This window comes from Geodermatophilus sp. FMUSA9-8 (assembly GCF_037034165.1).
Taxonomy (GTDB): domain Bacteria; phylum Actinomycetota; class Actinomycetes; order Mycobacteriales; family Geodermatophilaceae; genus Geodermatophilus; species Geodermatophilus nigrescens.
In genome coordinates, this window is record NZ_JBAGKE010000018.1 from 1 (window position 1) to 12,848 (window position 12,848).

The 12,848-nt window shown below is 75.2% G+C and carries 12 protein-coding genes; 2 read left to right on the forward strand and 10 right to left on the reverse strand.

Annotated features, from left to right (window positions below; genetic code table 11):
- The 7 genes from WA616_RS24250 to WA616_RS24280 form a co-directional block, all read right to left on the reverse strand.
- The coding region (locus tag WA616_RS24250; protein WP_336033920.1) for a methyl-accepting chemotaxis protein at window positions 1–1,164 on the reverse strand (1,164 nt) is incomplete at its 3' end.
- Window positions 1,165–1,233: 69 nt separating this feature from the next.
- Entirely contained in the window at window positions 1,234–2,919 is a 1,686-nt protein-coding gene (locus WA616_RS24255) for a methyl-accepting chemotaxis protein (protein ID WP_442902022.1), read from the reverse strand.
- A 197-nt stretch (window positions 2,920–3,116) separates the two neighbouring features.
- Window positions 3,117–3,866, reverse strand: coding sequence for a trehalose-phosphatase (otsB, locus tag WA616_RS24260; RefSeq protein ID WP_336033922.1), 750 nt, complete (start codon window positions 3,864–3,866; stop codon window positions 3,117–3,119).
- On the reverse strand, window positions 3,863–5,278 hold the full coding sequence (locus tag WA616_RS24265) for an alpha,alpha-trehalose-phosphate synthase (UDP-forming) (RefSeq protein WP_336033924.1): 1,416 nt from the start codon (window positions 5,276–5,278) through the stop codon (window positions 3,863–3,865). Before WA616_RS24265 ends, otsB begins: the two co-directional genes overlap by 4 nt.
- Window positions 5,279–5,328: 50 nt before the next feature.
- The gene (locus tag WA616_RS24270; protein WP_336033925.1) at window positions 5,329–5,679 is read right to left on the reverse strand and encodes a fluoride efflux transporter FluC; all 351 of its coding nucleotides are present in this window, start codon (window positions 5,677–5,679) and stop codon (window positions 5,329–5,331) included.
- Window positions 5,676–6,062 (reverse strand): fluoride efflux transporter FluC, encoded by a 387-nt coding sequence (locus WA616_RS24275; RefSeq protein WP_336033927.1) that lies wholly within the window; start codon window positions 6,060–6,062, stop codon window positions 5,676–5,678. Before WA616_RS24275 ends, WA616_RS24270 begins: the two co-directional genes overlap by 4 nt.
- A 96-nt stretch (window positions 6,063–6,158) precedes the next feature.
- Window positions 6,159–7,187, reverse strand: a complete 1,029-nt coding sequence (locus tag WA616_RS24280) for a TerC family protein (RefSeq protein WP_336033928.1) — start codon at window positions 7,185–7,187, stop codon at window positions 6,159–6,161.
- A gap of 174 nt (window positions 7,188–7,361) precedes the next feature.
- On the opposite strand from WA616_RS24280, the gene WA616_RS24285 reads away from it, so the two are divergent.
- Entirely contained in the window at window positions 7,362–7,649 is a 288-nt protein-coding gene (locus WA616_RS24285) for a helix-turn-helix transcriptional regulator (protein WP_336033930.1), read from the forward strand.
- A 7-nt stretch (window positions 7,650–7,656) separates the two neighbouring features.
- Here the strand turns inward: WA616_RS24285 and ngg are convergent, their stop codons facing one another.
- Together ngg and WA616_RS24295 are read right to left on the reverse strand one after the other, a co-directional pair.
- Window positions 7,657–9,420: an N-acetylglutaminylglutamine synthetase gene (gene ngg / locus WA616_RS24290; protein ID WP_336033931.1), complete on the reverse strand. Its 1,764-nt coding sequence runs from the start codon at window positions 9,418–9,420 to the stop codon at window positions 7,657–7,659.
- A gap of 10 nt (window positions 9,421–9,430) precedes the next feature.
- A complete protein-coding gene (locus tag WA616_RS24295; RefSeq protein WP_073422791.1) occupies window positions 9,431–11,212 on the reverse strand; it encodes an N-acetylglutaminylglutamine amidotransferase in 1,782 nt (593 codons plus the stop codon).
- Between the two features lie 170 nt (window positions 11,213–11,382).
- Here WA616_RS24295 and WA616_RS24300 point away from each other — a divergent pair, with 170 nt between their 5' ends.
- Complete coding sequence (locus WA616_RS24300) at window positions 11,383–12,054, forward strand: peptidyl-tRNA hydrolase (protein ID WP_336033933.1); 672 nt, start codon at window positions 11,383–11,385, stop codon at window positions 12,052–12,054.
- A 22-nt stretch (window positions 12,055–12,076) separates the two neighbouring features.
- On the opposite strand, the gene WA616_RS24305 is transcribed toward WA616_RS24300, so the two are convergent.
- Window positions 12,077–12,848, reverse strand: a 772-nt coding sequence (locus tag WA616_RS24305; RefSeq protein ID WP_336033934.1) for an HNH endonuclease signature motif containing protein, incomplete at its 5' end; no start/stop codon positions are given.

A 12,848-nucleotide genomic window follows, 5' to 3' on the forward strand; every position in this document is an offset into this window, starting at 1 on the left:
CGCGATCGAGGTGATCACCTTGACGACGTTGCCGATCTCCGCCGAGGACTCGCCGAGCTTGGCGACGGTGGCGGTGGTGGTCTCCGCGGCGGTCACCGCACGGGCCGCCACCGCCGACGCCTCCGCGGCGTTCGTCGCGATCTCCCGGATCGAGGCGCCCATCTCCTCCGCACCCGCGGCGACGGTCTGCACGTTGCGGGAGACCTCCTCCGCCGCACCCGACACCACGCCGGACTGCGCGGAGGTCTCCTCCGCCGACGCCGAGATCTGCGCGGCCGAGGCCGACAGCTCCTCGCTGGAGGCGGCGACGGCGTCGGCGGAGGCGGTCACGGACTCGAGCACGGCGCGGAGGGCGTCCTGCGCGGCGTCGAGCGCCTGGGCCGTGCGGCCGACCTCGTCGCGCCGGTCGACGCCGGTGCGGGTGCCGAGGTCGCCGGCGGCCAGGGCGGCGGCGACGTCCTGCACCCGGCGCAGCGGCCGCACCACCGAGCGGGCCACCAGAGCGGCGCAGGCGGCGGCCAGCAGCAGCGCGAGGACGCCGGTGACGCCCAGCAGCACGGTCGCGCGCTCCTGCGCGGCCTCCTGGTCGGCGCGCAGCGCGTCGGCCCGCTCGCTGGCCGAGGTCTGCATCCGGTCGGCGAGGTCGAGGACCCGGCCGTAGCCCTCGCCGGCCTCGCCGCCGTTGATGCTCTCCAGCGCGGCGGCGTAGCCCTCGCGGGTGCCGGTCGTCAGCCAGGCGACGACCTGGTCGTCCCACCGGAAGTAGTCGTCCCAGGCCGGCCGGAGCGCGGCGAACGCCTCCGCCTCGTCGGCGTCCATGGCCGCGGTGTCGACGTCGTCGAGCCAGGCGTAGACGGCGTCCCGGCTCTCCAGCAGGCCCGAGCGGTTGTAGGCGTCGGGGGCCAGCGCGACGGCGGGACCGAAGGTGACGGCGTCGGCGACGACGAGACCCTGCCAGCCGGTGACGTCCGCGATCTGGAAGCGGGCGGTCTCCGCCTCGGCCAGGACGGCGTCGGCCCGGCTGAGCTCCGCGGCGAGGTCGCGCTGCTCGGCCACCGCGGACAGGCCGGTGGCGGTGCTGACGGCGACCAGGGCGCCGACGGCCCCGAAGGCGAGCCCGAGCCGGCGGCCGATGCGCAGGTCGGAGAGGCGGGGCAGGTGCACGGGGGAGACCTCTCGGGAGTGCAGCGCCCCGCCGCGGCCGGTGGGCACCGGCCGCGGCGGGGCGGGGGATCAGTGGGTGAAGCGGGCGACGCTGGTGCGCAGGTCGGCGGCCATGCGGGAGAGCTCGTCGACGGCCATCCGGGTCTGCGACAGCGCCTGCGTGGTGGAGTCCGCGGCGGCCGAGACGCCGGAGATGTTGTCGGCGATCTGGCCGGAGCCCTGGGCGGCCTCGCTCACCGAGCGGGACATCTCGGCCGTGGTGGCGGTCTGCTCCTCCACGGCGGAGGCGATGGTGGTCTGGCGGTCGGAGATCTGGGCGACGATCGAGCTGATCTCGCCGATGGCGCCCACCGCGGCGCCGGTGTCGGCCTGGATGGCCTGCACCCGGCGGGCGATGTCCTCGGTCGCCTTGGCCGTCTCCTGCGCGAGCTCCTTGACCTCGTTCGCGACCACGGCGAAGCCCTTGCCGGCCTCGCCAGCGCGGGCCGCCTCGATGGTGGCGTTCAGGGCCAGCAGGTTGGTCTGCTCCGCGATCGAGGTGATCACCTTGACCACGTTGCCGATCTCGGCCGACGACTCGCCGAGCTTCGCCACGGTCGCGGTCGTGGTCTCGGCCGCGGTCACGGCCCGGGCGGCGACGGCGGACGCCTCGGCGGCGTTGGTGGCGATCTCCCGGATGGAGGCACCCATCTGCTCCGCACCGGCGGCGACGGTCTGCACCGAGCGCGACACCTCGTCCGCGGCGCCGGCCACGACGCCGGACTGCGCGGAGGTCTCACCGGCGGAGGCGGAGATCTGCGCGGCCGACGCGGACAGCTCCTCGCTGGAGGCGGCCACGGCGTCGGCGGAGGCGGCCACCGAGTCGAGCACCTCGCGCAGGCCGGCCTGGGCGCGGCCCAGCGCATCGGCCATCTGCCCGACCTCGTCCCGCGAGGTGACCCCGCTGACGTGCGTCAGGTCGCCCTGGGCCAGCGCCTCGAGGGAGGCCTGGACGCTGCGCACCGGCCGGATGACCGAGCGGGCGGTGAGCCAGCTGAGGCCGGCCAGCAGCAGGAAGCCGAGGATCGCGACCACCATCGCCGTGGTCTCCCAGCGGGTGATGGTGTCCTCGAGGTCGGCGGCCGCCGCCTCGGTCTCGGCGTTGAGGGTGTCCTTGGCGCTGCCGACGGCGGCGTCGGTGAGGTCGTTGGCGGCCTGGATGTCCTCCCAGCGCAGCCGCGCGCCGGCCTGGTCGGCGACCGCCGTGTTCACGAAGGCGGTGATGGCGTCGGTGTACGCGCCGTAGGTGTCCTCGAGCTCGGCCACGGCCGCCGCGCTCTCCCCGGTCAGCTCGATGCCCTCGAGCTCGGCCAGCATCTCCTCGGGGGTGGCCACGTCGTCGGCCAGCTCGGCCAGCTGCTCGGCCGGCACGGGGCGGACCAGCGCCTTGAAGCCGTCCACCTTGAGCTCGCTGGCGCGGGTGTCGAGCTGCAGCACCAGCTCCTGCGCCTCCCGCAGCGACTCGGTGCGGTCCTGGGCGTCGCGCACGGCGGTGTTGCCGAGCAGCACGGCGCCGAAGAGCCCGCTGAGCGACAGCGTGCCGACCGCGACGAGCGCGCCGAACTTGACGGTGAGCGGACGGTCGGCGAACCAGCCGCTCCGGGTGGTCGTGGGGGACACAGGGCCTCCTGGGCTGCGTGCACGCGGCGACGGGGAGGTGGCGTGCGGGGGAAATGGTGCGGCTCCAGCGACACGCGGCCCGCGATCGCGGGACATCCGCGGGCGGATCGTTGTGCAGGCGGCGGCGACCGCCCGCAGCGCCGTCGCCGAGTCGACGCCCGCCCACGGTCACCGGCAGCCCCGGCGGGGCGCGCACGCGGGGGAGGGTCGCCGTGTCGACGCGGCAGGGCAGGGTGGACGTCCCGGGACCGGACGGTCACCCCGGCGCGCGGCGCGACGCGCCGCGGCGGAGGTCAGGCGAGCAGGTCGCCGAGCCGGCCGAGGACGCCGACGACGGCGTCCGGGTCCGCCACGCGGTGCGCCGCGGCGGTGGGGCCCTCGCCGACCTTGATGCCGACGTCGTCCGGGCCGAGGAGGCGGAAGACGTCCTCGTCGGTGAGGTCGTCGCCGAGGTAGACCACCGCGGCGGCGCCGAGCTCCTCGCGCAGGCGCTGCACGGCGCTGCCCTTGTCGGCGTCGACGAGGACGAGCTCGAGGACCGCCTTGCCCGGCTTCTTCGTCAGTGACGGATCCGCCGCCGCATCGGCGGCCGCCAGCAGCTCGGCGGCCGCGGCCGGGTCGGCGACCTGCCGCACGTGGACGGCGACGCTGACCGGCTTGACCTCCAGCCGCGCCCCGGGGACGGCGGCGACCAGCGGCGCCAGCACCTCCGCGAGCGCGTCGCGGCGGCCGGCGAGCTCGCCGGTGAGCGGGCCGCCGAACTCGGCGCCGTGGCTGCCGACCCAGCGGTAGGGGCCGGTGAGGCCGCTGACCCGCTGCAGGTCCTCCACGCCGCGCCCGCTCACCAGCGCGACGGTGACGTCCCCGCCCGCGGCGGCGACCCGGGCCAGCGCCTCGGCGATGCCGGGGGCGGGGACCGCCGCGGAGGGGTCGTCGACCAGCGGGGCGAACACGCCGTCGTAGTCCGACGCCACGAGCAGCGGCCGGCGGGCGGCCAGCGCGGCGAGCGCCCCGTCGAGGCCCGCGTCGACGTCGGCGGTCACGCCTGCGCGCGCAGGGCGTCGAAGAACGACGTCGCCCAGTGGTCGAGGTCGTGCTTGGCGAGGTAGCGGCGCATGGCGCGCATGCGGCGGGCGCCCTCGGCGGGCTCGACCCGCAGCGCGCGCAGCAGCTGGTTCTTGACGCCCGTGATGTCGTGCGGGTTCACCAGGAACGCCTGCTTGAGCTCCGACGCGGCGCCGGCGAACTCCGACAGGACGAGGGTGCCGCCCAGGTCGGCGCGGGCGGCCACGTACTCCTTGGCCACCAGGTTCATGCCGTCGCGGTAGGGCGTCACGAGCATGACGTCGGCGGCGCGGTAGAGGGCGGCGAGCTCCTCGCGCGGCATCGACTGGTTGAAGTAGTGCACCGCCGGGCCGCCGATGGAGCCGAAGACGCCGTTGATGTGGCCGACCTGCTGCTCGATCGTCTCGCGCATGTGCACGTAGTGCTCGACGCGCTCCCGGCTGGGCGTGGCCACCTGCACCATCACCGTGCCCGGGGCCTCGACGACGCCGTCCTCCAGGAGCTCCTGGAAGGCGTTGAGCCGGACGCTGATGCCCTTGGTGTAGTCGAGCCGGTCGACGCCCAGGATCATCTTCTCCGGGTCGCCGAGCTCGGCGCGGATCTCCTTGGCGCGGGCCACGACCTCGGGCGAGCTGGCCAGCTCGTCGAAGGACGCGACGTCGATGGAGATCGGGAAGGCGCGGGCGGTGACCACCCGGCCGTCGTACTCGATGGTGGCGCCGCGGGTGGGCAGCTCGTGCAGCCGCCGGGCGAGCTGGACGAAGTTGGCCGCCGCGCTGGGCAGCTGGAAGCCGACGAGGTCGGCGCCGAGCAGGCCCTCCACGATCGCCGAGCGCCACGGGAGCTGGGTGAACAGCTCGTAGGGCGGGAACGGGATGTGCAGGAAGAAGCCGATGGTCAGGTCGGGGCGGCGCTGGCGGAGCATCGCCGGCACCAGCTGCAGCTGGTAGTCGTGCACCCACACGATCGCGCCCTCGGCGGCCACCTCGGCGGCCCGGTCGGCGAAGCGCTTGTTGACCTGCACGTAGGTGTCCCACCAGGTGCGGTGGTACTCCGGCTTCTCGACCACGTCGTGGTACAGCGGCCACAGCGAGGCGTTGGACATGCCCTCGTAGTAGCGGTCGACCTCCTCCTCGGAGAGCTCGACCGGGACGAGCGAGATGCCGCCGGACTCGAAGGGCTCGGGCGCCTCGCCGGCCGATCCGGACCAGCCCACCCAGGCGCCGCCGCGGCCGGCGACGAAGGGCTCCAGGGCGGTGACCAGGCCGCCGGGGGAGCGCTGCCAGCGCGTCGTCCCGTCGGGGTCGGTGACCTGGTCGACCGGCAGCCGGTTGGCGACGACGACGACGGGGCTGTCCGCCTGCACGTCTCCCGCGTCGCTCCCGGCCATTCCGAGGCGACCCTATCCAGCCGGCGGAGGACCGGCACCCGCAGGGGCGGTCAGCGGGCCAGCAGCCAGCCCGCCGCGGCCGCCCCCAGCGCGAGCACCAGGGTGGCCGCCAGGTACGCCGCGGCGCGGACGACGGCGCGCTCCTCGACCATCCGGACGACGTCGAGCCCGGAGCCGGAGAAGGTGGTCAGGGTGCCGCAGAAGCCGGTGCCGACCAGCGCGAGCACCGGCGCCGGGACGTCGCCGAGCCCGAGCAGCACCCCGAGCAGGGCCGAGCCGGCGACGTTGACCGCGAGCGTGCCGAGCGCCGGGTCGCGCCCGCCCCGGGCGGCCAGCCGGGTGGCGAGCAGGCGCAGCGGGGCACCGGCCACGGCGCCCGCGACGACCAGCAGCGGCGTCACCGGGCCGCCGTCCTCAGCGCTCTGCGCACGGCGGTGACGCCGGCCGCGACGGCCAGCACCCCGCCGACGACGGAGGTGAGCACGTAGCCGCCCGCCGTGGCGAGCGCACCGGCGTCGGTGAGGGTGACGACCTCGACGGCGAAGGCCGAGTACGTCGTGTAGCCGCCCAGGACGCCGACGGCGAGGAACGGCCGGGCCCACGCGGGCTCGGGGTCCCGGGTGGCGAGGACGCCGGCGAGCACGCCGATGAGCAGGCTCCCGGTGAGGTTCACCAGCAGCGTGGCCCACGGCCAGCCACCGGCGGGGGAGGGGAGCGCCGCGGCGACGCCCCACCGCGCGAGCGCGCCGAGCGCCCCGCCGAGCGCGGCCAGCAGATAGGTCACCCGTCCCCCGAGGCAGTGGAAGCTCTACCCACGTCCTGGTGCCCAGGACGTGCGTAGAGCTTCCTATGCCTCGTCTGCCTCGTCGCCGCGGGACGGTCAGGCGGGGGTGCGCGCCCGCCCGCGGCGCCGCCACAGCGGCTCCACCGCGGCCAGCTCCTCCTCGGTGGCCGTCCGGAACGGGGGCTCGGCCGGCGCCTCGACGGCGCGGCGGCCCTGCCCGCGCGTGGCGCGCAGGCTGGCCCACACCGAGACGGCGAGGATCGTGGAGATCACCGCGAGGCTCACCGTGGTCGGCACGTAGAACAGGTCGACCTTGAGCAGCATCTTCACGCCCACCCACATCAGCACCAGCGCCAGGCCGGTCTTCAGGTACACGAAGCGGTGGATCAGGTCGGCGAGCAGGAAGTACATCGCCCGCAGGCCCAGGATCGCGAAGGCGTTGGCGGTGAACACGAGGAACGGCTCGTCGGTGACGGCGAAGATCGCCGGGATCGAGTCGACGGCGAAGACGACGTCGGTGACCTCGACGAGGACCAGCACCGCCAGCAGGGGAGTGGCGAGCAGGACGCCGCCGCGCCGGACCAGGAACCGCTGGCCGTGGTACGCGTCCGTCATCGGCACCAGGCGGCGGAACAGCCGCAGGGTGCGCGAGCGCGACGGGTCGACGTGCTCGTCGCGCTGCCGGAGCATCCGCCAGCCGGTGACGAGCAGGAACGCGGCGAACAGGTACAGCACCCAGGAGAAGTTCTCGATCAGGGCCGCGCCGCCGGCGATGAACGCGCCGCGCAGCACGAGCGCGCCGAGCACGCCGTAGAACAGCACCCGGTGCTGGTACTCCCGCGGCACGGCGAAGAAGGTGAAGACGATCGCCCACACGAAGACGTTGTCGACGGCGAGCGACTTCTCGATCAGGTAGCCGGCGTAGTACTGCTGGCCGTACTCGGCGCCGTACGCGGCCCACACCCAGGCGCCGAACCCGGCGCCGAGCGCCACCCAGACCGCCGACCACGCGGCGGCCTCGCGCACGCCGATCACGTGCGCCCTGCGGTGGGCGAACAGGTCGACGGCGAGCATGGCGACGATCCCGCCGAGCACGGCGAGCCAGAGCCAGAAGGGGACGTCCACGAGCGGGCCTCCAGTCGGTGTTCCCAACCGGAGGTCTCTCCCGCCCCGCACGGGGGCCCGCTCCGCCGGACCCCGCCCGGGGGGCCGTACTGACGACGGAAGCGCGTGGGGATACTCCCCTCCCAGCAACCAGTGAAGCAGGGTTCACCTGTCCGCGCCACCCGGAGGAGCCCCGTGAGCGACGAGCGGCCGTCCTGGACGTTCCTCACCAACCACGGCCACGTGCTGCTCGCCGTCGCCGCCGACCCCGACGCCCGGGTGGCCGACGTCGCGGCGCGGGTGGGCATCAGCACCCGCGCGACCCTCGGCATCCTCGCCGACCTCGAGGAGGCGGGGTACGTCACCCGCGCCCGCCGCGGCCGGCGCACCCACTACGAGGTGCAGCCGCACCGCCCGTTCCGCCACCCCGCCGCGGCGCACCGCGACGTCGACGGGCTGCTCGCCCTCTTCCGGCCGGCCTGAGCCCGGCTCAGCGCCGGCGGGTCTCGGGGAAGAGCAGGTCGACGAAGCGCGCGGCGGTCGGCCGCGGCTCGTGGTTGGCCAGCCCCGGCCGCTCGTTGGCCTCGACGAACACCGCGTCGGGGCCCTCGACGTCGGGCACGAGGAAGTCGATGCCGGTGACCGGGATGCCGATGGCGCGGCTCGCCCGGATCGCCGCCTGCGCGATCTCGGGGTGCAGCCGGTCGGTGACGTCGTCGATGGTGCCGCCGGTGTGCAGGTTCGCCGTCCGCCGCACCCGCAGCCGCTCGCCGTGGGGGAGGACGTCGTCCATCGACCGCCCGGCCGCGCGGACGACGTCGGCGGTGACGTCGTCGAGCGGGATGCGCGACTCCCCACCGGTGGCGCGCTCGCGTCGCCGGCTGGTCTCGCGGACCAGCTCGGTGACCGTGCGGCGGCCGTCGCCGACCACCTCGGCGGGCCGGCGCACCGCGGCGGCGACCACCTCGTGGTCGATGACCACCACGCGCAGGTCCTCGCCGGGGACGAGCTCCTCGGCCAGCACGTCGGGGCAGAAGAGCCGGGCGGCGGCCACGGCCCGCTCCAGCTGCTCCTCGTCGGCGACGCCGACGGTGATGCCCTTGCCCTGCTCGCCGCGGGCGGGCTTGACCACCAGCTCGCCGGCCTCGGCGAGCAGCTCCAGCGCGGGCCCGAGGTCGCCCTCGGGGACGGTGACGCCGCGGGGCACCCGCACCCCGGCGGCCTCGACGATGCGGCGGGTGACCCGCTTGTCGTCGCAGCGGCTCATGGCGACGGCGGTGGTGAACTCCGACAGCGACTCGCGGGTGAGCACCCGCCGGCCGCCGAGCGACAGGCGCATCTCGCCGAACTCGGCGTCGGTCACCTCGACGCGGATCCCGCGGCGCAGCGCCTCGTCGGCGATGATCCGCGCGTAGGGGTTGAGCTGCTGCAGGCCCGGCGGGCGGGCGGCGAACAGCGGGGTGTTGATCGGGTTCTTGCGCTTGACGCAGACGGCGGGCACCCGGGCGAAGCCGAGCTTGCGGTACAGCGCGATCGCACCGGAGTTGTCGTGCATGACCGAGAGGTCGACGTAGGAGCGGCCGCGGCCGACGTAGCGCTCGGCGAGCACCCGCACCAGCGCCTCCCCGGTGCCGGCGGGGGCGTCCTGCGCGTCGACGGCGAGGCACCAGAGGCTGGTGCCGCCCTCCGGGTCGCCGTAGGCCAGCACGTGGTCGACGCCGGTGACGGTGCCGACGATCTCGCCGGTGCGCCGGTCCTCGGCGACCAGGTAGGTGAAGCAGCGGGTCCGGTGGTTGGCCCACATGGTCTCCGGGTCGCCGGTGACCATGCGGTTGCGGGCGTAGATCCGGTTGATCGCCTGCATCTCCTCCAGCGCGGTCACCGTGCGCACGAAGACGCCGCGGATGAGCTCGGGCCGGGGCCGGTAGCGGTACAGGTCGAGGCGGTAGGTGTAGCTGGGGTCGATGAACAGCTCGTCCGGCGCCAGGCCCACCAGGACGTGCGGGTCGCGGGCGTAGACGCAGATGTCGCGCTGCCCGGTCCCCTCCGCCCGCAGCGCGGTGAGGATGTCGCGCATCTCGGCGAAGGTCTGGCCGAACACCAGCCGGCCCCATGCCAGGTCGAGGACGACGTCGGTGTCCATGCCCTCGAGCTCGTGCTCGGAGGGCTTGGCCCAGGAACGCCGGGTCAGGTCGGGGGTGGGGCCGGCCGCCGACGGACGGCGGCGCAGCCCCGCGAGCCGCGGAGGAGCCACGGGGTGCCCCTCAGACCCCGTGGTTCTGCAGCCACAGCTCCAGGAGCCCGAGTTGCCACAGCTTGTTGCCCCGCAGCGGCGTCAGCTCGCCGTTCGGGTCGTCCAGCAGCCGCGAGACGTACTCCGGCCGGAACAGCGCCCGCTCGCGCGCCGCCTCGCTGGACAGCGCGTCCTTCACCAGGCCGAGGACCTTGCCCTCGAGGTGGGTGATCGCCGGCACCGGGAAGTAGCCCTTGGGCCGGTCGATGACCTCCGGCGGGATGATCCGGCGGCCGATGGCCTTGAGCACGCCCTTGCCGCCGTCGGCGAGCTTGAGCTCCGGCGGGCACAGCGCCGCCAGCTCGACCAGGTCGTGGTCGAGGAAGGGCACGCGGGCCTCCAGCCCCCACGCCATGGACATGTTGTCCACCCGCTTGACCGGGTCGTCGACGAGCATGACCTCGCTGTCGAGGCGCAGGGCGGCGTCGACGGCGGTCTGCGCGCCCGGCCGGGACATATGGTCGCGGACGAACTCCAGGCTCGGGTCGCCGTCGAGGGCGTAGCGCTCCCCGACCAGCGCGCGCATGTCCTGCGCCCCCCGGTCGAAGAAGGCCGCGGCGTAGCGCTCGACGGCCTCCTCGCGGTCGACGTCGGCCAGCGGCGGGTACCAGTGGTAGCCCGCGAACACCTCGTCGGCGCCCTGCCCGGACTGCACCACGCGGATCGTCTGGCTGACCCGCTCCGACAGCAGGTCGAAGGCGACGACGTCGTGGCTGACCATCGGCTCGGCCATCGCGCCGATCGCGTGGCCGAGGGCCGCGGCGAGCTCGTCGGAGGACACCCGGATGCGGTGGTGGTCCGTGCCGAACCGCTCGGCGATGACGTCGGAGTAGCGGAACTCGTCGCCCGCGTGCCCGCCGACGGTCTCGAAGCCGATCGAGTAGGTGGCGAGGTCGCTCTGCCCCTCCTGGGCGAGCAGGCCGACGATCAGGCTGGAGTCCAGCCCGCCGGACAGCAGCACGCCGACGGGGATGTCGGAGACCAGGCGGCGGCGGACGGCGACCCGCAGCGCCTCCTCGATCGCGTCCTCCCAGTCCCGGTCCGACCAGCCGGAGTGCTCTGCGCGCCGCTCGTAGGTGGGCTCCCAGTAGCGGTGCTCGCGGCTGGTGCCGTCGGCCTCGATGACCCGCACGGTGGCCGGCGGCAGCTTGCGGACGCCGTTGAGGAGCGTGCGCGGCGCCGGGACGACGGCGTGCCAGGTCAGGTAGTGGTGCAGCGCGACCGGGTCGATGGAGGTGTCGACGTCGCCGGCGCGCAGCAGGGCCGGGAGCGACGAGGCGAAGCGCAGGCGGCCCGGCGTCTCGGACAGGTAGAGCGGCTTGATGCCCAGCCGGTCGCGGGCCATGACGACCCGGCCGGTGTCCCGCTCGTGGATGACCACGACGAACATGCCGTGCAGGTGGTCGACGAAGTCGACGCCCCAGTGGTGGTAGCCCTTGAGCAGCACCTCGGTGTCGCTGGTGGAGAAGAACCGGTAGCCGTGGCCCTCGAGCTCGGCGCGCAGTTCCTTGTAGTCGTAGATGCAGCCGTTGAAGACCGCCTCGAGCCCGAGCTCGCTGTCGACCATCGGCTGGGAGCCGCTGGCCGAGAGGTCGATGACCGACAGCCGGCGGTGACCGAACGCCACCCGGCCGGCGCTCCACTGGCCCTGGCCGTCCGGCCCGCGGGGGACCAGCGCCTCGACCATCCGCGCCACCGCGGTGGTGTCGGCCAGGGAGCCGTCGAACCTGATCTCGCCGGAGAGGCCGCACATGGCGTCCATCCAACCCCGGGCCGACGGGCTCCGCTAACGGGGTCGGCGCAGTTCACAGGAAGGTCACACGGCCCGGTTCCACGTGGAACCGGGCCGCGGGGCCTGCGGCTGGGCGGTGGCCGCCGGGGACCCGCCGGCCGTGGACACGGGCCGTCGGTCAGGGTGGTCGCGTGTACGAGGACCCGGCGGGGGAGTCGCCCTGGGCGATGCAGCTGGTGGCGCGCGTGGAGCGGACGTCGCCGCCGTCCCGCTCCGCGGTCTGTGCGGCGGCCGCCGTGGCGGTGGTGCGGCTGCTCGGCGACGAGCGGGCGGGGGAGGGCGGCGAGTGGTCGGCGTCGGTCCGGCGCTGGACCGACGGCGCGATCCGGAAGCACTGCCGCCGGGCCCGCGGGGTGGCCTGGGAGCGGGCCGGTGCGCTGCCGGGGGTGACCGCCTCGGTGGCCGGCGCGGAGGTGCGGGCCCTCGTGCCGACCGCGCTCGACGCGCTGCCCCGTGACGTGGCGAAGCTGCAGCTGACGGGCAGCGAGCTCGACGACGCGGACGCGCTCCCGGTCGCCGACCCGGTGCCCGGGGGCCCGCTCGTCGTCTCCGTCTGCCCGGAGCCGTTCCTGCCGCTGGGCAAGGCCGCGGCCGCGTGCGGGCACGCGGCGCAGCTGTCGGCGCTGCGGATGCCGGCCCGCCGGCTGGAGGCGTGGGCGGCGGCCGGGTACCCGGTGGCGGTGGAGCACCCCGACGTCGCGCGGTGGGCGCGGCTGCGCGCGGCGGCCCCGGTGGCGGTCGTGGACGCCGGGTTCACCGTGGTCGAGCCGGGCACGACGACCGCGCTGGCCCGCTGGGCGTAGCGGGCACCCAGCGGGCGGCGCGTCAGAACGGTGGCGGGTCGTCGGCCGGGTCGGCCGGTGGGGATGTCCCGGTCGCGCCGGGTGGTGGGTCTCGCTCCGGTGGTGGGCGCATGCCGGGTGGGCGGGTGGTGCGGGTGATGCCGGACGGGGTGGTCACGGTGAGCACCCCGTCCGGGCTCATGACGAATCGCCAGCCGCGGGCGAAGGTCTTGAGGCGGTGGTGGCTGCGGCACAGGCAGCAGAGGTTGGCGCAGTCGGTGCGGCCGCCGGAGGCGTGGGGGATGACGTGGTCGGCGTCGGCCCACCCGACGCGTTGGCCGCAGGTGGGGAAGCGGCAGGTGCGGTCGCGGGTGCGCACGAACCGTTGCTGGGGCCGGGTGGGCGTGTAGCGGTCGGTGGGCTCGGGCCGGTCGGGCACCGGGCAGTCGCAGTCGGCGTCGTCCGCGGTGTCGGCGTCGTCCGCGGTGTCGATGTCCTCGTCGGTGGCCAGGTCGGTGGCCGGGTGGTCGGGGCAGCCACGCTTCGCCAGGCGACGGGCCTGGTCGAGGGGAGTGGTGGCGCGCAGGGTGCCGTCGTCGTCGGTGACCGCGAGGGTGACCGACCCGCCGTCGGGCACGCCGACACCGAGGGCGTCGAGTTCGCGGAGCAGCGCCCGCAGCACCGCGGCGGTGATCGGCAGACCGTTGACCTCACCGGGCTCGGCCGACCGGCCGGCCAGCGCGGACAGGGTGGCGATGATCTGCAGGTGCGCGGTGACCGGCGGCCGGCCCGGGTCGCCGGCGCCCAGGAACAGA

Excerpts from the sequence above, each read along its gene's own strand:
- WA616_RS24295 (WP_073422791.1), bottom strand. The coding sequence starts at position 11,212 with ATGTGCGGCCTCTCCGGCGAGATCAGGTTCGACGGCTCCCTGGCCGAC.
- WA616_RS24255 (WP_442902022.1), bottom strand. The coding sequence starts at position 2,919 with ATGTCCCGCGATCGCGGGCCGCGTGTCGCTGGAGCCGCACCATTTCCC.
- WA616_RS24265 (WP_336033924.1), bottom strand. The coding sequence starts at position 5,278 with ATGGCCGGGAGCGACGCGGGAGACGTGCAGGCGGACAGCCCCGTCGTC.